This window comes from Bradyrhizobium sp. UFLA05-109 (assembly GCF_054185165.1).
Window position 1 is genome coordinate 1 of sequence record NZ_JBBIAR010000066.1, and the last position, 19522, is coordinate 19522.

19 protein-coding genes are annotated in these 19522 nt (G+C 63.8%); 6 read left to right on the forward strand and 13 right to left on the reverse strand.

Annotated features, from left to right (window positions below):
- The 7 genes from flgE to Q3C01_RS35145 all read right to left on the reverse strand — a co-directional run.
- Positions 1-1057: flagellar hook protein FlgE (gene flgE, locus Q3C01_RS35115; RefSeq protein ID WP_458149847.1), on the reverse strand; the 1057-nt coding region annotated here is incomplete at its 3' end.
- A gap of 19 nt (positions 1058-1076) precedes the next feature.
- Positions 1077-1742, reverse strand: coding sequence for a flagellar hook assembly protein FlgD (locus Q3C01_RS35120; RefSeq protein WP_458149848.1), 666 nt, complete (start codon positions 1740-1742; stop codon positions 1077-1079).
- Between the two features lie 420 nt (positions 1743-2162).
- On the reverse strand, positions 2163-2432 hold the full coding sequence (locus Q3C01_RS35125) for a hypothetical protein (RefSeq protein WP_458149849.1): 270 nt from the start codon (positions 2430-2432) through the stop codon (positions 2163-2165).
- A gap of 188 nt (positions 2433-2620) precedes the next feature.
- Complete coding sequence (locus tag Q3C01_RS35130) at positions 2621-3049, reverse strand: flagellar export chaperone FliS (protein WP_458149850.1); 429 nt, start codon at positions 3047-3049, stop codon at positions 2621-2623.
- Positions 3049-4749, reverse strand: a complete 1701-nt coding sequence (gene fliD / locus Q3C01_RS35135) for a flagellar filament capping protein FliD (RefSeq protein ID WP_458149851.1) — start codon at positions 4747-4749, stop codon at positions 3049-3051. Before fliD ends, Q3C01_RS35130 begins: the two co-directional genes overlap by 1 nt.
- 64 nt (positions 4750-4813) lie before the next feature.
- Complete coding sequence (locus Q3C01_RS35140) at positions 4814-5638, reverse strand: flagellin (protein WP_458149852.1); 825 nt, start codon at positions 5636-5638, stop codon at positions 4814-4816.
- Positions 5639-5782: 144 nt separating this feature from the next.
- The gene (locus Q3C01_RS35145; RefSeq protein ID WP_458149853.1) at positions 5783-6478 is read right to left on the reverse strand and encodes an RNA polymerase sigma factor; all 696 of its coding nucleotides are present in this window, start codon (positions 6476-6478) and stop codon (positions 5783-5785) included.
- Positions 6479-7225: 747 nt separating this feature from the next.
- Here Q3C01_RS35145 and Q3C01_RS35150 point away from each other — a divergent pair.
- From Q3C01_RS35150 to Q3C01_RS35160, 3 genes are all read left to right on the forward strand, one after another.
- On the forward strand, positions 7226-9424 hold the full coding sequence (locus Q3C01_RS35150) for a hypothetical protein (protein ID WP_458149854.1): 2199 nt from the start codon (positions 7226-7228) through the stop codon (positions 9422-9424).
- Positions 9425-9490: 66 nt separating this feature from the next.
- The gene (locus Q3C01_RS35155; RefSeq protein ID WP_458149855.1) at positions 9491-10801 is read left to right on the forward strand and encodes a hypothetical protein; all 1311 of its coding nucleotides are present in this window, start codon (positions 9491-9493) and stop codon (positions 10799-10801) included.
- A gap of 14 nt (positions 10802-10815) precedes the next feature.
- Entirely contained in the window at positions 10816-11346 is a 531-nt protein-coding gene (locus Q3C01_RS35160) for a hypothetical protein (protein WP_458149856.1), read from the forward strand.
- A gap of 2 nt (positions 11347-11348) precedes the next feature.
- On the opposite strand, the gene Q3C01_RS35165 is transcribed toward Q3C01_RS35160, so the two are convergent.
- The 5 genes from Q3C01_RS35165 to Q3C01_RS35185 are packed head-to-tail and all read right to left on the reverse strand — an operon-like array spanning position 11349 to position 16691.
- The gene (locus tag Q3C01_RS35165; RefSeq protein WP_458149858.1) at positions 11349-12599 is read right to left on the reverse strand and encodes an acetyl-CoA hydrolase/transferase family protein; all 1251 of its coding nucleotides are present in this window, start codon (positions 12597-12599) and stop codon (positions 11349-11351) included.
- 3 nt (positions 12600-12602) lie between these two features.
- On the reverse strand, positions 12603-13769 hold the full coding sequence (locus tag Q3C01_RS35170; protein WP_458149859.1) for an acyl-CoA dehydrogenase family protein: 1167 nt from the start codon (positions 13767-13769) through the stop codon (positions 12603-12605).
- A 30-nt stretch (positions 13770-13799) separates the two neighbouring features.
- Positions 13800-15089 carry a TRAP transporter large permease gene (locus tag Q3C01_RS35175; protein WP_458149860.1) on the reverse strand — a complete coding sequence of 430 codons (1290 nt, stop codon included), beginning with the start codon at positions 15087-15089 and terminating at the stop codon, positions 13800-13802.
- A 6-nt stretch (positions 15090-15095) separates the two neighbouring features.
- Entirely contained in the window at positions 15096-15629 is a 534-nt protein-coding gene (locus tag Q3C01_RS35180; RefSeq protein WP_458149896.1) for a TRAP transporter small permease, read from the reverse strand.
- Between the two features lie 39 nt (positions 15630-15668).
- A complete protein-coding gene (locus Q3C01_RS35185) occupies positions 15669-16691 on the reverse strand; it encodes a TRAP transporter substrate-binding protein (protein WP_458149861.1) in 1023 nt (340 codons plus the stop codon).
- Between the two features lie 125 nt (positions 16692-16816).
- On the opposite strand from Q3C01_RS35185, the gene Q3C01_RS35190 reads away from it, so the two are divergent.
- From Q3C01_RS35190 to Q3C01_RS35200, 3 genes are read left to right on the forward strand one after another with little or no spacing between them, the layout of a single operon-like run.
- The gene (locus tag Q3C01_RS35190) at positions 16817-17371 is read left to right on the forward strand and encodes a MaoC family dehydratase (protein WP_458149862.1); all 555 of its coding nucleotides are present in this window, start codon (positions 16817-16819) and stop codon (positions 17369-17371) included.
- Positions 17371-18222 (forward strand): HpcH/HpaI aldolase/citrate lyase family protein, encoded by an 852-nt coding sequence (locus Q3C01_RS35195; protein ID WP_458149864.1) that lies wholly within the window; start codon positions 17371-17373, stop codon positions 18220-18222. The genes Q3C01_RS35190 and Q3C01_RS35195 overlap by 1 nt, the downstream gene beginning before the upstream one ends.
- Positions 18223-18235: 13 nt before the next feature.
- A complete protein-coding gene (locus tag Q3C01_RS35200; protein WP_458149865.1) occupies positions 18236-18976 on the forward strand; it encodes an IclR family transcriptional regulator in 741 nt (246 codons plus the stop codon).
- A 3-nt stretch (positions 18977-18979) separates the two neighbouring features.
- Here the strand turns inward: Q3C01_RS35200 and Q3C01_RS35205 are convergent, their stop codons facing one another.
- Complete coding sequence (locus Q3C01_RS35205) at positions 18980-19426, reverse strand: hypothetical protein (RefSeq protein ID WP_458149866.1); 447 nt, start codon at positions 19424-19426, stop codon at positions 18980-18982.
- Positions 19427-19522: the final 96 nt, after the last annotated feature.

A 19522-nucleotide genomic window follows, 5' to 3' on the forward strand; every position in this document is an offset into this window, starting at 1 on the left:
GGTCGCTGCTGGCAGACAGACCATTAGGATCGGCAAAGGTCGCCACCGCGATCTTGTAGATCGCGATCGTCTTGCCATTGGAATAGGTGGCATCGACAACGCCGTTCTTGCCGATCGCGATGCTCGACAGGGTGCCGTAGGACAGGCCGTCCGAGGTAATGCTGGTGACGTTGACCGACGGCGTGGTTTCGCCTGACGCATATTGCGTCAGGCCGTCGGTCCCGCCTACGGTGCCGAGGTCGAGCGTGATCTTGCTGTCGGCGGCGCCGTCCGACCAGCCGGTCACCGCGACGGTCGCGGGGCTCGGGCTGGTGCTCGCCAGCGAACCGTCGGAGTTGAAAACGATGTCGATCGTGCCGCTCGTGCCGGCCGTCGCGCTGGTCGCAGTCGTAGTCGTGGTGTCGGACGTCGAGGTCGGTTGGGCGACGCTCGCGCTCCAGGTATTGGTCCCGGTCTTGGTCCAGGTGATCTTCATCGAGTTCGCCGCACCGAGCGAATCGTAGACCGTCATCGAGCTGGTGTAGGTATCGCCCGTGGCGGCATCCGAGGGCAGGTTGGCCGCGATCGTCGTCTTGGTGGTCGCGCTGCCGCTGGTCGATGCGACCTGGGTATTGATGGCTTCGAGATTGCTGGCCGATTCGTTTCCCGTAACGTTGCCGTCAGCGTCGGTGCGCCAGCCCTCGAGATAATAGCCGTTGTTCTCGAGATAGCCCGCGTTGTCGATCGTGAAGGCGCCGTTGCGGGTGTAGGAGACGGTGCCGCCGGACGTCGCATTGGTCGCCACGAAGAAGCCCGAGCCCTGGATCGCGACGTCGGTTGCGTTGGACGTCGCAGCCAGCAGGCCCTGCTGGGTGATATTAGCCCGGCCGGAGACCGTGACGCCACCCGAGGCATAAGAGGTGTTGCTCGATGCGGTGACGAGATCATCGAACATCGCGGACGTCGTCTTGTAGCCGGTCGTGTCGGAATTGGCGATGTTGTCGCTGATCATCGACAGGGCCTGGCTCTGCGAGCTGAGCGCAGAGATTGCCGAGGAAAGTGCGCCGCTGAGGCTCATGATCGAACTCCGAAAGAAATCAGGACGTGACGCCGATGATGTTGGCAGCGCTCACCGAGACGCCGTTCACGGTGAGCGATGGCGTCGAGGTCGAGGTGTCGATGCCGGTCACCGTGCCGGTAACGGTCGTGTAGTTGAGAACGGAATTGCCAGCGCTGTCGGTCGCGGTCACCGAGATCGTGTACTGGCCGCCGTCAGTGAGTTGGTTGCCGGACGAGTCCTTGCCGTCCCAGGTGAAGCTATTGGAGCCGGTGGTGCCGGTGGTGGTGGTCGTATAGACCGTGTTGCCGGACGAATCCTTGATCGTGATCGCAACGTCCGAGGACGCCGCCGACAGCGAGTAGCCAAACGTCGCCGAGCCGTTGCTCAGCGTCGCGGTATCGGACTTCGCTTCCACCGTGTGGCCGATGTAGTTGACCGAGTTCAGCGTCACGAGGCTCGAGAACGAGCTCGCGAGCGCGCTGAGATTGGTGTTGATCGACTGCTGCTGGCTGAAATTGGCGTAGGACGTGAGCTGGTTGATGAAGTCCGTCGTCGAGGTCGCGTTCAGCGGATCCTGGTTCTGCAGCTCACTGACAAGCAGGCTCAGGAACTCGTTCGACGTCAGCGATGAAGTCGATGAGGAGCTCGACGACGATGTCGTCGTCGTTGCTGTCGAAGTGGACGTCGTCGCGGCAACGGTCATCAGTATCCTCGGTTCATGTGCAACGCGCGGCTAGCGAACGCGTCGGGTTGCGACTTGAAATCTGTGTGCTGATGAAACGCGCTGGCGCGTGAATTCAGGCGGGGATTCGCGCGCCGCGACGCGCTTTCCGAGGCGGCAAAATCTGCCGTGCAGGCGCGACTTAGAGAAGCGACGAAATTAAGCGGATCTGCCGGCGCGGAACGGGCGAGGTCCTTCGCCACACTTGCGCACGGAGTGATTGCGTATGCGCATCCGCAAGTTCGTCATGCCCGGGCTTGTCCCGGCCATGACGATGTGGAGACAGGGTTGCCCCCAGCGCTCACGTCATCTGTGATGGCTCCGCCGCGGACGGGATGAGGTGACGAAAGGCTTCGCGTCCGCTTCAAAGTCGAAGCTAATGAAGCACCTGAAACGAGAAGCTCAGTTCCCCGCCGTCTCGTCCTGGGCGTGGGGCTTGGCGGGATCGGCCGTGCGTTTGGCGGCGGCGACGATACGATCGGCAAGTCCGGCAGGCGCCCGCACCGGCGGTGCGGCCAGCGCATTGCGGAGCGCGCGTGCCGCTTCGAGCAGCGCGCGCGCATCGGCGGAATGAGCGAGCAGCTCTTCGGCGGGCGAACGACGATCTTCGGGCCAGAGGGACAGGTCCTCGCCCAACCGATCGATCAGATCCTCAAACTCGGTGATGTCCATCGCCCGGGTCCCGCACCCCCGGGCCTGTCATAAAGCATTGCAGAGGCGACGGAAACCGAATTCGCCTGTCGGGACGCGACAGGACCGGCGACGCTCCCGCGGAATTATCGCGGAAACCACCGCCCGAGCGAAGAAATACGGGACGCCGGAATCCCGCGCCGGTCCAAACCGAAGCCGGCGCAAGGGCCTCAGCGCTTCTGCGCCGAACCGACCGGCCCAGCCTTGGCCGTCCGCACGGTCGCATCGACGAATTCCCAAGCCTCGCGCAGCTCGGTCAGGCCGGCGATGATCCGCCCATAGCTCTCGCGGGCATGCGGCCGGCCGTAAGCGCGCAGGCTCGCCAGGATCATTGCATTGTAGGTCTGGTAGAGCCGCTCGGCCACCGCTCCGCCCTTGGTGAAATCGAGATTATGACCGAGCCCGCGCAAAATCGCGGTCGCCTTCATCAGATACTCATGCCCCTCCTCGAAGCGCCGCGCCTCTTGCGAAGCAAGCGCCTTCTGGAGAAACGTGATCGCGCCGCCAAGCAGCATCGACACCGCCTTGAGCGGCGGCACGGTGGTGGCCGCACCCCGATAGGCCTGATTGGCCATGTACGCCATCGGATTATGCATCATTAACTACTCGAGCTGGAGTTGAGCAAAGCCTTGAGATAGGTCAGCGTGTTGTTCGCGCTCTCGATCGCCGCCTGGTACTTCGCATATTGCGCTTCCAACTGCGTCTGATAGGCCGACGCGGCGCTCTGAATGTCGTCGACCTTCTGCTGTAGGTCGTCGTCGCGCGTTTCCAGGTTGGTGATCAGCGTCTGCAGCGACCCGGTGCTCGACGAGGCATTCTTGGCAACCTGATAAAGCTGCGTGGCGATTCCTGACGTCGACGTCACCGTGATCGATTGCGAGGTCGTTCCGGAATAGGTGAAAGCCATGCCGGCATAAGCCGTGCCGGCGTTACCGATGATGGTGGTGCCGCTGACCGTGAATAGCGATGAGTCGCCGCCGACCGAGGCCGAGCTCAGATTGCCGGAGGAATCGACCGTCAGGTCCAGCGTGAAGGATTGCGGCGAAGTTCCGGTATTCACGACGCTGAGCTGGCTCGATGAGGTCGTGGTCTGCGCCGACAAAAGCGTGGTCACGCCGCTCAGATTGGTGCTCAGGATCGAGGAGAGCGTGCTGGTATCGAGCTCCAGCTCGTTCTTGTCATTGAACGACAGGCCGAGGTCGGCCATCGTCAGCCCGCCCACCGTACTGTTGAGCGCGTTCTCGAGCTGGCTCGTGATGTCGCGCATGGTTCCGTCGCCGAACAGCACCGCGCTGGACGACGCCGTACCGTCCGAATTGGTCGCTTGCTGTGCGATGACGGCGTCACGATATGCATTGTAGTTCGTGACGAAGGTGGTAAGCGCCGTCGTGATCTGGCTGGTATCGGTCCCGATGCTGATGTTCAGCGTCGCACCGGTGGTTGTTGCCTGTAGCAGATCGAACGTGACGCCTGTCAGCACGTCCGTTATGTCGTTGGTATCCCGGGTCATCGAGATACCGTCAAGGGTGAACTTCGCTGCCTGGGACGTCTGCAGCACGTCGGAGAATGATCCGGAGCTGTCGGTCACCCCCAACTCGTTGAGGATGTCGTTGCCGGACGTGCTGGAATAGGTGATGTCGGCGGCATCCTCTGTTCCCGAGAGCACCATCTCGTAGGAACCGCTGGAGACCTGCACGATCGACGCCTGGACGTTGGTCGTCGAGGTCTGGGCATTGATGGTGTCGACGATATCCTGGAGCGACATCGTGCTCGTCACGCTGATGCTGGCGGTGCTGCCGCTACCCAGCCCCAGCGAAAACGTCCCGGTATAGCCGAGCGCGGTGGTTTCGCTCGACTGCGAGGTCCCGATCACCTTCTGCGCCGTTGCGATCTGGCTGATCGTCAACGTATGGTCGCCGGTCGCAGCGCCATTGCTGACGCTCATGGACAGCGCGGACGACGCGCTGACGTCGCCGGTCGAGCTGATGGACGCCGAGCGCGTTGCGAACACGTTCGTCGCGAGCGAATTGACGACCGAAGTCGCGAGCGACGAAAGCCCGGAGGACAACGTCGAGAGGTCGGTCTGGAGTGTCTGGTAAGCGGAGACCTTGGCCTCGTTGTTGGTGATGGTGGTCGAGATCGTGGTCGCCGCAGTGAGCTTGGCATTCACAGCCGCCGTGATCAGCGCGCTCCAGTCGACGCTGGTCGACGTGGTCGTGCCGGTCGTTGTCACCGATGAAGCGCTCGACGCCGTCGAACTGGTCGACGTGCTGCTGGTGCTTGAGCTGACACTGGTCACTGATGTGCCCGACCTATCGCAGGAAAAGCCGGGCCGGCCTCATGCCGGCCCGGAAAGACGATTCTTAGCCGAGCAGCTTGAGCAGGTACTGCGGCATCTGGTTCGCGGCGGATTCCGCCGACACCGCGGCCTGAGTCTTCACCTCGGCCGAGGACAGCGTGGCCTGCTCGGCTGCGATATCCACGTCCTTGATCGCCGAGTTGGCGGATTCGAGGTTCTGGGTCTGGGTCGAGATCGAGTCCGAGGAGAAGTTGAAACGCGACTCCTGCGCACCGATCGAGGCGCGGGCGGCCGAGACCGTGTCGATCGCGGTATCCAGTGCGGTCAGCGCCGAGGTCGCGCCCGTCTGGGTGCTGACGTCGAGCGAGGAGACGGCGAGCGAGGACGCCGTCAGATTCGACAGCGTGATGGTGATGGTGTCCGATCCCGACGAGCCGACCAGAACCGAGACGCCCGACGAAAATACGCTGGTGCCGTCGAGCAGGCTCTGGCTGGAGTAGCGCGTGCCGCTCGCGATGGAATCGATTTCGCTCGTGAGCTGCGAGAATTCCGATTGGATGTAGGTGCGGCTGGAGGTGGTGGTGGTGCCCGAGGACGACTCGGAAGCCAGCGACTTCATGCGGGCGAGAATGTCGGAGATGTTCGAGGCGCCGCCGTCGGCCGTCTGGAGGACCGCGGTCGCCTGCGAGGCGTTGGTCGCGGCCTGCTGCAGCGTGGTGACGTCCGAGGAGATGCGGGTGGAGATCGCAAGACCCGCGGCGTCGTCGGAGGCCGAGGTGATGCGCGAGCCGCTCGACAGTTTCGAGAGCGCGCTGCTCTCCTGCGCGGAGTTGATGTTGAGGTAGCGGACTGCGGCATTCGCAGCGGTATTGGTGGAAATCGCGGGCATTGCAGGCTCCTGTGCTGATGGGCATGACGTGCCGCATCGTGATTAAGCGACTGACGACGACGCGGGCGCAGCCCCGTCCGTTCGCTCAAACGGCGGAGCGCAAGGAGATCAGGCGAAAATAATTTCGGATGCGGGATTTTATGGTTAGCAATCTGTAAACGCGGTGCGAATGTCGCGTTCGTGCCGCCGCAGCAGCTGGCGGAGCTGCTGGCGGCCACGCTTGAGAAGCGACTCCACCGCAGCGACCGTGGTGTCCATCACCTGGGCGATCTCGCCGTTGCTCATGTTCTCATGATACGACAGGATCACCGCGACGCGCTGCTGCTCGGGCAGCCGCTGCATTGCGACCTCCAGCATGTCGTTCAGCTCGTTGCGCTCGATGATGTCGGCCGCATCCGGCTGACCATCGGCAACCTCCGGCACCGTGTCGACGTTCTCCGTGCGCGGCTTGCGGCGCAGATCGATGCAGCGGTTGGAGATGACACGGTAGAGCCAGGTGGAGAACTTTGCGCGACCATGCTGCCAGCGTCCGCGATGGCTCCAGATCTTGAGCATGGTGTCCTGCACCACGTCCTCGGCATCCGCGGCGTTGCCGACGATGCGAAGCGCGATTGCATAGGCACGATCGATGTGACGTTCGACCAGCATGCGGAACGCCGCTTCGTCATCGGTCGCAAGGCGATCGAGCAGCTCGCTGTCTTCATCGAGGACGATCTCGGCGGTCGGCATCGCGTCCGGCGCGAGCGGCGCGGACGGCATCACCGGCAACGTCTCGTCGACCGGCACCGTCGTCGTGACTTCGGCCTCGGCGGGCGCCCAGACATCAAGCGCGTAACTCATCCCGCAATCTCCAACCCGCAATGCCGGCGGCGCATATTCCACACGGCTTCCAGGCGTTGAACGCGGGAGCGAACCAATCCAGGCGGAGAATTTTTGTTATTTTTCAAGATGTTATCCGGAATCTTTTGCCGAGTGACCGGCAACAATTGCCGACATTGCGCGAAGCGCGCGCTACCGTCCTGCAATCATCGACATCGTCTCGCGTCATTTGCGGATCATTCATCCCGAATAGATGCAGCTTCGAAAACTCGAGGAGATACACGGCACTAAACCGAACACGCGCTCCGCGCGCGAGGCACGCGGCGATCGATTGTGTCCAAGTGTGAATGAACGCGAGACGATTTTCTCACTCGGCAATTTTTGCCGAATCACCTTTTCGAACCTAGCGGATTTTTTGAATCTGTCAGTCGCGACATGCGCGGTTTTGAATCGCGCGCGAACTTTTTTCGTCACGATCGCGCCTGACTTGCAACACGGCAGCGTTAATCGGTTCGATTGGCGGGGAATTGCAGCATGAAGATCGTGACGGCCGACGCGAAACGTCGGACGAGAATTGTTTCTGCTTGGTCATTCGATGTTTTCGATACATTTCTCGTGCGAGCCTGCACGACGCCAGATGGCGTATTTGAAAGGACTTACGAGCTATCGGGCATTTCAAGAATATGTCCGAACGTTTCTGCCAGTTTCGTTCAACATCGCATACAGGCCGAATCGCGCGCACGCCGAAGCACGAAGGACAAACGCGGTGTGAGCGAAGTGCATATCGCCGAGATCTATTCCTATTTTCCGTTCAAGCTGTTCGGACTCGATCGCCACAATCTCGATGATCTCGTCGAGGCCGAGTTCGCCGCCGAGATCGAGCTTTGCCGCGTCAATCCGGAAATGCTCCAGCAATATCTGGACATGAAGCGCGCCGGTCATCGCACCGGATTCATCTCGGACACCTACTGGGATTCCGCGCAGCTCGCCCGCCTGCTGCGCGCCTGCCGTCCCGGCCTCGACTGGGACTTCCTCTATGCGTCCTGCGATCACGGCAGTAGCAAGAGCGAGTGCTTGTTCGCCAAATACATCTCTGATCAGGGCATCGATCCGGCCGCGTCCTTTCACGTTGGCGACAACGAGAGCGCCGACATCAAGGGCGCGCGGCGCCACGGCATCCGTCCCCGCTACTATGCGCAAGCCTCCGCGCCATTGGCCTCGAAGCTCCAGCGCGAGACCGCGATGTTCGACTTGCTGTGCCAGGGCAAGCCATCGCGGCTCGACCAGGGCGCGCGCACGCTGCGGCGAATGGTGGCGTCGCGGAGCACGGAGAAATCAACGGCGTTCCAGTCGGGCCTGACCGTGCTTGGTCCGGTCATGACGGCGTTCGATGCTTTCGTCGCGTTGCGCTGCGAGGCGCTGGCGCAGCCAGGCCGGCGCGTGACCCTCGGCTTTCTCGGCCGCGATGGATTTTTGTCACACCGGATCTGGCAGGAACGCCGCGGCCCAACGTCGGCCTATGTCGAGATCAATCGCCGCGTCAGCCTGATCGGCTCCGCCGATTCGATGGAGCCGCTCTGCGATCTCCTCGGCAAGGTGCTCAGAATCGATGCGCCGACGCTGCGCGACATGCTCAAGATCCTGCCGCCAAAGGTCGCCGCCTTCTTTGCGAACTATCCCGACGGGATCGCGCCCGGCGACGAGCTTGCCGAAGCGCTGCCGCACCTGATGGACGCAAGCGAGATCACCGAGCTTGCCGCCGGCTTGCGCGCCCGCCTGCTCGCTTATCTCCGCCACACCATCCCGGGGTTTGACGACTGCACGGACCTCGTTCTCGCCGATCTCGGCTATTCCGGCAGCGTACAGAAGGCACTGCGCCGCATCTTCGACCAGGAAGGCATCAAGATCCGCCTGCACGGTGCCTATCTGATCTCGCTCGATGACGCCCTCGACGACATCGCCGAGGGCGATACTGCGGAAGGCTTCGTCTCCGATCTGGTGGTGACGCCACACGTCAAGCGCATGCTGATCCGCAATGTCGCGCTGCTCGAGCAGATCTGCTGCTCTGCCGACGGCTCGGTGCGAGACTATCAGGATGAGACCGTCCTGCGCGAGATCAATCCGCGCCCCGCCGAACAGATCGCGCTGGCCGCCGAGATCCAATCGGGCGCGCTGGCCTTCGCGGCAGCAGCGGACAAGATCGCCTCCGAATACGAGCTGGTGCCTCATGCTGCGCTCGACGTCGCCGCAAGCTGGAGTGCGGCGACGCTGGCGCGCCTGTTGCTGCTGCCGGACGACGACGAGATCGCGCTGCTCGGCGGATTGAAGCACGATGTCAATCTCGGCACCCATGCGCTGGCGCCACTGCTCGACGGCGATTTCGTCCGCAACCAGCTCACGGCTCGCGGCCTTTCCGCCGCCTGCACCTCGGCCGCGCCGCCGATGTGGCTTGCCGGCAGCTTTGCCGGCCTGTCGCCGTCCTATTCCTATCTCTACACGCTGTTCGGCGCGAACCGCCTGCCCCCCGACGTGTTCGAGGAAGCCGCCTGCGGTACGTTACAGATCGGCCTGTTCCGAACCGAGGGCAGCGCCTCGATGGAAACGGTGACCGTTTATCGCACCGGACTTGGCGAGCTGCGCCTGCGCATCCCGTTATCGCGGGCGATGGCCGTCGCGACGATCGCCGTCCCGCTGGCGAAGCTCGCCCGCGAAGGTCTCCTTCACGGCGTGAGCGTCCAGGGCGGCGACAGCGTTCGCGACGCCTCCGAAAGCCAGGACGTGACCGGGATCGCTGCCGACGGCCTGGTCCATGCCGGGCTCCAGCGAAACGGCTCCTATTACTGCGCCGAGAACGACGACGGCTGCCTCCTGATCCCGGTCGCCCCGATGGCGCGGGACGTCGCGGTCTATTCGATCGCGCTCACCTCGCTCAGTCACGCCCGCATCCTTGCCACCCCGCGCGAATAATGCGCCTGATCGCGCCCCCTCGCCCGTTGAAGCCCAAGGGCCGACACGAAACGAGGGGGCACGGAGTTGACGGACGGAACGCAAACAGATCTTGACGGCCTTTTGCATGCGGCCGGCATCCGGCTCGGTGACGCGCAGCGCTATCGCCTCGGCTGGCTGGTTGGCCGCTGCGGCGCCCCGACGGTGCAGCAGGCGCATGAAGGCCGCCGAAGCGGCGGGGTGGTCATCCTGACCGAGCCACCAAGCGGCGCCGCGGCCGAGCTGTTCTACCGCACCCTGACTCCGGGCTGCGCGGTCGTCATCCCGCTCAGCGAAAATCCGGGCTTTGACTTCCTCAAGTCGAAGCTGACCGAGTTCGGCACCGTCGGCCCGAGCGCCGAGGGTCCGCATGAAATGTGGTGGGGCGGAATCGGCTGGTCGAGGTTTCTCGCGGCCGCGGATCAATGCACGGTGCGGCCGCGCGTCATCTCCTACTACCCTTACGGCACCGACCCTTCCGCGATCCGCGCCTTGCAGTGCTCACTCGAGGCCTTTGAGCTCGACAGCCATATCGAGCCGATCGCAGCCGAGCTCGGCGAAGAGTTGCTTTGCTTCGAGAAGGCCGAGTTCATCGCGCGGATGTGGAGCCGCTACAGCGAACCGCTGCTTTTCGTCGAACCAGGCGCGGTACTGCGCGAGGCGCCTCTGCTGCCGTCCGCGCTCGGCTGCGACGTCGCTCTCCACAAGTGGAACCGTTGGGAGATGTCGGCGCGTACGCTCTATCTCGGCCGTACGACCGGCGCGGAGCAATTCCTGCAGGCCTGGCACCACCTTGCCGCCTCCCATCCCACGATCTGGGAAGGCTATCTGCTCGACCAGGCCTGGAGCCACGCCTCCTCGCATGGCCCGCTCGACACGGTTTGGCTCCCCCGCTCCTATCATACGCTGACGGGTGACCTCGCCGCGAGCCGCGCCAGCATTATCCATGCGCAGCCGACGACCACGACCGAGCTCGGACCTGATCCCAGCTTCGCCTCCCTCGTGCGCGCGGCCCGCCGCGCCGGCCGGACCGGCGCGGGTGACGCCTTCATGGTCATGACTTCGAAGGCCACCCCCGACAATGGCGTCGCCGTGATCCTGCGCGACGTCGAGGCCAACGAGGCGCGTGCGGTCGCCGCCACCGTCGAGGCGGTGACCGGCGCCTTTGCCCGCGACTGCGGCGGTTATGGTCGGTTCGAGCTGTCGCTCTGCGGCTGGCAGGACGATGTCAACACCGCACGGGAAGCGGCGCGCCTCGCGCGCTATCGCGTGTTCGAAATCACGCCGGGACAGAAGATCGCCGGTGACTTCTTCGCCAGCGCCGCCGCCGAAGCCACGCGCTGCCATCTCATCCCCTGACGAGAGCAATTCCGATGCTGAAGACCATCATCCTGCTCACACAAACCGGCCAACAGCAGCTACCGCTTGCTGCGCTGCTCCGCGAGCACAATCCAGGCCTGTCCTTCTGCTCGGCGCTGTCGGCCCGCGACCTCCTCGCGATCGCACCTGAAACCTTACGCGATGCGCGGCTGGTGTCCTTTGCCAACGATGTCGCAATCCCCGAGAAATTCCTGCTCCAGCTCGGGTGCGGCGCCTACAAATTCTATGTCGCGCCCGTTCAATATCCCGGTCTGCCGACGGCGCCCGACGACGGCGATGATCCGCGTTGCTTCTCGGCGATCGCGCAATCGATGACGATCTGGCCCGACACCCGCCGCGTGGTCGGACTTGAAACCCTGACCGTTCCGGAAGAGGCGCCGTTGATCGAACGCGAGCGGCAGACTTTCACCCGGCTCGCACACCTGTTCTGGCGGATGGCCGGCATGATCGCGAATGAAGCGACCGAGCTGCCGGGAATCATCGACAGCACAGAGAGCAAGCCGAGCTTTGCGCAGATGAATTGAGGCTATCGCCCTCGCTTCATCAACTCCGCGGACAAGGCATCGCGATGCGCCGGCGCCGCGATCGTGATCAGGCGGCGCGCGCGTTCGGCAAGACTAAGGCCGCGCAGCTCCGCCACGCCCCACTCGGTCACGATGGCATCGACATCGGCGCGCGGCGTCGTCACGGTCTCGACATCGGGCACGATGCGGCTCGTTCCATCCGAGGCAGTTGCGGGTAACGCAATGATGGCTCTGCCGCCCGGCGAGGCGTTGGCACCGCGCACGAAGTCGAGTTGCCCGCCGATCGCGCCGACCGCCACGCCGTTCAAGGTCTCGGAATTGACGGAGCCGTCGAGACCGACCTGAAGCGCGGAATTGATTGCGACCAGCCGGCTGATCTGCGCCAGCACGCCCTGGCTGTGCGTGTAGGACGCGGGGCGCACCGCAATCGCGCTATTCTCATGCACGAAGCGATAGAGCCGCTGCGTGCCGATCACCTGATTGGTGACGGTGATGCCAGCATCCAGCCCCTTGCGCGCGTTGGTGACAGCGCCACGCTCGATCAGGTCGACGACGGCATCGTTGATCAGGCCGGAATGAATGCCGAGATCGCGCGCATGCGAGAGCGAGGACAGGATCGCGTCCGGAATCCTGCCGACCCCGAACTGCAAGGTGCTGCCATCGGCGATCAAGCCTGCCGCATGGGCTGCGATGCGGCGCGATACATCATCAGGCGGCGTTGACGGCAATTCAACAGGCGGGCGGCGTACGGCAACCCGCAGATGGATCGGCACGTCGTCCGGCCATTCCGCACCATAGGTCCAGGGCGCATCTGCATTGACTTCCACAACGACCAGGCGCGCGCGGCGAGCGGCGTCGATCACATAGTCGTTCGAAAGGCTGGCGCTGAGCCTGCCGTCGCTCGCTTGTGCGAGCTGTACGAGCACGACGTCGGACCGGTGCCGACCCGTGGCGAAATCAGCGCAGAAGGCGCTGTAGTTGCTCGGGATCACCGCGAGCCGGCCGACCTTGGCGAGGCGTCGCGCGTTGCCGATCACGCCATAGCTGAGAAACGAAATGTTCGACGCGGATTCGGACGAAAACGTGTCGGAGAAGAGTGGGCCGACCAGCAGACGGAACGACGGAAGACGGTCTGCCTGTGTCACGAGCGCTTCGGTGAGCGTACGCGGCTCGGCCGTCGTCTGGCCGCACACCACGAGATCGCCGTCCCGGATCAGGCCGGTGAAGTCGATCGATGGCGCATCGCAGGACACGGCTCAGTATGACTTGGCGAGGCCGAGCACTTTCTCCGCGATGAAGCTGAGCGCGAGCTGCGGGCTGACCGGCGCGATCCGCGGGATCAATATCTCGCGCAAATAGCGCTCGACATGAAACTCCTTGGCATAACCGAAGCCGCCATGCGTCATCACGGCCTGCTCACATGCCGAAAAGCCGGCCTCGCCCGCGAGATATTTTGCGGCATTGGCGGCGGCGCCGCAGGGCATGCCCTTGTCGTACTGCCAGGCGGCCGACATCACCATCAGCCAGGCCGCCTCGAGCTCGACCCAGTTCACCGCAAGCGGATGCTGGATGCCCTGATTCTTGCCGATGGGGCGATTGAACACGACGCGGGTCTTGGCATATTCGGTCGCGCGCGACAGCGCGAGCTTGCCGAGGCCTACCGCTTCCGCAGCGATGAGAATGCGCTCCGGGTTCATGCCTTCGAGGATGTACTCGAAGCCGCGTCCCTCTTCGCCGATGCGGTCCTCCATGGGGATCTCGAAATCCTCGAAGAACAGCTCGTTGGAATCAACGATCTTGCGGCCCATCTTCTCAATCTCGTGGACCTTGATCTTCTTGCGGTCGAAATCGGCATAGAACAGGCTGAGGCCGTGGGTGGGCGAGCGCACCTCCTCGAGCGGCGTGGTGCGCGCGAGCAGCAGGATCTTGTGCGCGACCTGCGCGGTCGAGATCCACACCTTCTGGCCGTTGACGATGTAGCGGTCGTTCTTGGCTACCGCACGGGTCCGGAGCTGCGTGGTGTTGAGGCCGGTGTTGGGCTCGGTGACGGCAAAGCATGCCTTTTCGCGGCCCTCCACCATCGGCGGCAGCATGCGCATGCGTTGCTCTTCGGTGCCGAACACCACGACCGGGTTGAGGCCGAACACGTTGATATGCACAGCCGAGGCGCCGGACATGCCGGCACCGGATTCCGCGATCGTGCGCATCATGATCGCGGCCTCGGTGATACCGAGACCGGAGCCGCCATAGGCCTCCGGCACGCAGATGCCGAGCCAGCCGGCATCGGCGAGCGCCTTGTGAAAATCGTGCGGGAAGCCGCCTTCGCGGTCCTTGTTCAGCCAGTAGGCGTCGTCAAAGCCCTCGCAGATCTTCGCGATGGCGTCGCGGATGGCTTCCTGCTGATCGGTGAGCGCAAAATCCATGGTTGGTCTCCTTTGCCGGAGGCTCGTAAGTTAGCGCCCCATCTGCGAGGGCAGCCAGAGGATGATACTCGGGAATGCGACCAGGATCGCGATCGCGATCAGGTGCGCGATGAAATGCGGGAAGGTGCCGTGGAAAACTTCCGCCACCGGGCGCTTGGCGTAGCGCGCGACGATGAAGCAATTGAGCCCGACCGGCGGAGTGATCATGCCGACCTCCGCGGTGACGATCTTGATAACGCCGAACCAGATCGGATCGAAGCCGAGCGTCTTGATGAGCGGCAGCACGATCGGCACCGTCAGAACCAAAATCGCGATCTGATCCATGAAGGAGCCGAGCACGATATAGCCGCAGAGGATCAGCGTGATGATCACCCACCGCGAGGTCGGGAGCGAGCCGATCCAGGCGACGAGGTCCTGCGTCACATGCGTCAACGTGAAAAAGTAGCCGAAGATCGAGGCACCCACCAGGATCATGATGATCATGCAGGTGCCGTGACAGGCGCGCAGCAGCGTCTTGTAAAGGGAAGACGGCGTGATCTTGCCCTTGACGATTGCGAGGAGGAAGGCGCCGAATGCGCCGAAGGCGGAGGCTTCCGTCGGCGTCGCGACGCCGAGATAGATCGTGCCTGTCACGATCGAGAACAGCACCACCATCGGCGAGACCTGCCACAGCAGCGCGAACTTGTCGCGCCACGGCACCGATTTTGCGCCCGGCGCACGCGACGGATCCTGCCAGACCAGGAAGTAGATCGTGGCCATGATGGTGATGGTGACGAGGATCGCCGGGATGATGCCGCTGATCAGCAGCTTGCCGATGTTCACTTCGGCAAGCAGGCCGAAGATCACCAGTGCGACGCTGGTCGGCAGCAGCATGGACAACGTGCCGGAGATCGCGACCACGCCGGCCGCCATCTTCGGCTCGTAACCCTGGCGGATCATCGCCGGCAGGCTGGTCGAGGACAGCGTCGCGGCCGAGGCCGTCGAGGTGCCACAGATCGCGCCAAAGCCTGCGCCGGCAAGTGCGGTCGCCATGCCGAGCCCGCCGGGAATGCGGCCGACCCAGGCCGACGCCGTCTTGAACAGATCGTCCGCGACACCCGACAGCAGCACGAGATCGGCCATCAGCAGAAACATCGGGATGGTGATCAGCTCATAGGAGGACACAGTCGAAAGCGGCGCGGTCTGCAAGATGCCCGACAGCGTCGCAAAGCCGCCGACCATCACGAGCCCCACCGAACCGGAAAAGGCCATCGCAAAGCCGACGGGCGTGCCGAGCGCGAGCAGGCAGAACAGAAGGCCGAGAACGATAAGAGGTGTCATCGGCCGTTACTCGAAGGATCTTGCTTCACCGATTCCCGTCACCGGCGGTAAAGGATAGAGGTCGCGCCCGCTGACAAGGCTCAGCGCATTGCCGACGAGTTGAAGGGTCAGCCGCAGCACCAGCACGCCGCAGCCGAACGGCACCAGCGCCGCTGAGATCCAGGTCGGCCAGGGGATCGCGCCAGCCAGCACGTCATGCTGCTCGTAATTTTCCAACGCTCGCTCGAAGCCGACCTTGCAGATCAGGACGAATACGAACAGCCCGGCGAGCGCGGTAATGATCTCCGACAGCCGCCGTCCCGCCGGCGAGAAGCGCGACAACAAAATATCGACGCCGACATGGGCATGCTCGCGCAGGCCGTCCGATAACGTGAGAAAAAACACGCCGGCCAGCAGGTAGAGCCCGATCAGATCATAGGTAAAGGAGAACGGGCGATTCATGACGTAGCGCATGAACACGTCGGCGACCACCAGCATCATGATCACGAACAGAAACACCACCGCGATCACCGTCAGCGCGCGCTCCAGCGTGCCGAGCATATTGCTGAGCTGCTTGATCACCTCGGGCGCCTCCCTTCACTACTTCGCGCCGCCGGCGGCGAGCAGCCCCTCGAACTCCTTCAACGCGGCGGAAGCCTGCTTGCCGCGGCTGTCGAGACCGGCCGCCCATTCCTGGCCGACGCCTTTGAGCTTCTCCTTGATCTCGGCGCGCGTCGCGTCCGGCAGCGGCTCGAAGCTGACACCACTCTCTTGCAAGTGCTGCTTCGTCGCGTCCTGCTCCTTGTCGACGTCAGCGCAGGCCTTCGGCTCGATCGCCTCGGATGCTTCGTCCATCGCCTTCTTGACGTCCTCCGGCAGCTTGTCCCAGACCGACTGGTTGATCGAATAGGCAACGATGAAGCTGCCGAAGCTGACGCCCTCGGTCGCGTGCTTCACGAGCTTGTCGAGACCATAGGCGACGACGCTTTCCATCGGAAACAACAGGCCGTCCATCGTGCCGCGCGATAGCGACTCGTAGGCGTCGGGCGCGGCCATGCGCACCGGCACGGCGCCGAGCGCGCGCAGCGTCAGATCCTGCGCGCCGCCTGTGGTGCGCAGCTTCAGGCCCTGCATGTCCTTCGGCGTTTCGACCTTCGCCTTGGCGGTCCACACCTGATAGGGCGGCAGCACGACCTCGAACAACAGCTTGATCTTGTTGGGTGCGTATTCCTGCTTGGCGAGCAGGCCTTCGCGCGCCGTCTTCCAGTAGGCGAGCGTGCCTTGGCAACTCGTCTGGAACGCGCCCGGCAACTGCGCGACTTCCGACAGCGGCATCTTGTCCGAGACATAGGACGGCCCGATGTAGCCGATGTCGACGACGCCGGATTGCGTCAGGCGCAGCATGTCGGCAGCTTTGCCGATCTGCTGGTTCGGGTAGTAGGTGAAGGTGACGTCGCCGTTGGTTCGCCTGGTGACGTCGTCCATCCACGGCTTCAGCATCAGGCGGACGAGGTAATGGCCGGCGGGAAAGGAGTCGGCGACCTTCAGCTCCAACGCCCGCGCCGGGCTGATCACGGTCGGCAGCGCCAGCGCCGCGAGAGCCCACACCAGCTTCTTGTTCATTCGTTTCTCCCTGACGCGGTGGCAACGCCGGAGCCGCAGCTCAAGCGGCTGGCTCCTCGCACCATTTCTTGCTTGAGCCAAACGTACATATATGTGAATTTATCTGTCAAGGTTATGAACAATGCATGGGCCTATGCGCCGTGGAAGCCGGGAAGGTTTGCTTCGTGAGCCGGAATTCCGCCCCCGGGTTCACGCATCTGAACCATCGGCTTGAAGGGAGAGACAGGATGGCCGGGCTTTACTTCGAGGATTTTTCGGTCGGCCAGGAGTTCAGGCATCCGCTGACCCGGACCGTCACCGAGATGGACAACACGCTGTTCAGCCTGCTGACGCTCAACCCGCAGCCCCTGCACATCGATGCGCACTTTTCCGCGCAGACCGAGTTCGGCCAGCGCATCTTCAACAGCCTCTATACGCTCGGCATCATGATCGGCATGACGGTCTACGACACGACACTCGGCACAACCGTCGCCAATCTCGGCATGACCGACGTGACCTTCCCCAAACCGGTCTTCCATGGCGACACGCTGCGCGCGACGACAAAGGTGCTGTCGGTGCGGGAGTCCAAATCGCGGCCCAAGGCGGGCATCGTCGAGTTCGAGCACCATGCCTACAACCAGAACGACGAGATCGTCGGCAAATGCCGCCGCATGGCGATGATGCACAAGAGGCCGGTCTGATGCGTTCGATGCTGTTCGTGCCGGGCGATTCCCCGCGCAAATTCGCGAAGGCCAGCGAAGGCAAGGCCGACGCCCTGATCATCGACCTCGAGGATTCCGTCGTCACCGAGAAGAAGGACGAGGCGCGCGGGCTGACGCTTGCAATGCTCAAGGGGCGCTGCGGGGCGCACCAGCTCTATGTCCGCGTCAACGCGCTCGACACCGGCATGACGCTCGCCGATCTCGCCGCGGTCATGCCAGGCGCGCCCCACGGCATCGTGCTGCCGAAATCGCGCGGCGGCGACGACGTCCGCCAGGTCGCGCTCTGGCTCGAAGCGTTCGAGGCGGCTGCCGGCACCACGGTGGGCTCGACCCGCATCGTCTGCGTCGCGACCGAAACCGCTGGCTCGATCTTCGGCCTCGGCACTTACAAGGATTGCTCCCCGCGCCTCGCCGGCCTGATGTGGGGCGCCGAAGATCTCTCCGCTTCGCTCGGCGCCACTGAGAAAGCGAGCGGCGGCGTGTTCCACAGCCCCTACCGCCTGGCCCGCGATCTCTGCCTGATGGCGGCGGCCGCAGCGGAGGTAGCGCCGATCGACACCGTCTATATCGACATCGACAACCTCGCGGGTCTCGAGCAGGAGACGCGCGCCGCCCGCCGCGATGGATTTTCCGCAAAGGCGCTGATCCACCCCAAACATGTCGACATCGTCAACGCCGCTTTCGCCCCGACCGACGCCGAGCGTAGCTGGGCGGAGAAGGTGATCGCGGCCTTCGCCGACAATCCCAATTCCGGCACGCTGCGCCTCGACGGCATGATGATCGACAAGCCGCATCTTCGCGCCGCGAAGAAGATCCTTGACCTTTCTTAGGACGTCATCCCCAATGATCGTTCGCCAAGCCGCCAACGTCCTGGAGATCATGGAATTCTTCGCGCAGGCCAGGAAGCCGGCGACGCTCGCGGAGATCGCCGATCATTTCGGCTGGCCCCGCTCGTCGACCTTCAACCTGCTCGCAACACTGTCGGAGAAGGGCTATCTCTACGAGCCGCGGCGCCGCGGCGGCTACTACCCGACGCCGCGCTGGCTGACGCTGGCGCGGATGGTCTCGGAAGTCGAGCCGCTGCCGCCATGGGTGCATGCGCTGATCTCGGAGCTTTCGGCCGAGACCGGTGAGACCGCATCCATCGTTGCGCCGTCAGGCGTCATGGCTGTTTTCATCGACGTCGTGGAATCGCAGGCCCCGATCCGCTACTTCGCCACGATCGGCCATCGCATTCCCATCCACGCCAGCGCCAGCGGCCGCGCGCTGCTGCTGCAATATTCCAAGGAAGAGCGCGATCAGCTCTATCGCAAGATCGAGTTCAGGCAGTATGGCGCGTCGACACCGATCAGCATCGAGGCGGTCGAGGCGGAGCTGCGCAATTCGATTGCCCGCGGCTATTGCCAGAGCTTTGGCGACTTCAGCCGCGACCTCGCGGGCGCCGCGATCCCGCTGCCGATCGGCGATCGGCGCCTGTCCGTTGTCGTCGCCGGACCGGAATTTCGCATCGGCCCCAAGGTGCCCGATGTTGCGGCGCTGATCGCAAGGACGGTCGATCGGCTCCGGCCAAAGACGGCGGCCTGAACTTTACTCGAATGCTTGAACGGGCGGCGCCGAGGTCGGCGCCGGCGCAGCCGGAGCTGCCTGAACCGGCGGACTGTTAGCTGGCCCCATTTGTGCGACACGGCCATTGGCTTCCATCGGCACGCTGCTGGTGGGCCCCGGGGCCGCAGAGTTGGGCGTCGGCGCTACTGGGGCGGACGCTGGAGGCGGGGCCGAACTCGGGACGCGACTAGCTTCTCTGCGTTGCCGCTGCCGGCTCGCCGCCGACCGAGAACCGCGCAGGCCCCATGAGCGCGCGATAGAAGGACCCGCGGCGTAGCCGACGAAGGCTCCCGCCACTGCACCGATTGGCCCCAGCACGACCGCACCGGAAACGGCTCCAAGAGCAGCATCGCCGGCGCGCTCCTGCGCAACGGCACCTGCCGGAACCAACGCCAGCATCACGACTGCGGCCATCAAAAATCTGTTCATCCGAGCGCCTCCCTCAAGGGAAATTCACTCTTACGAAAATATGGCAGCAGGACGTTTGTTTATCGCCCAACACAGGGCAATCGGCCGATGGAACTC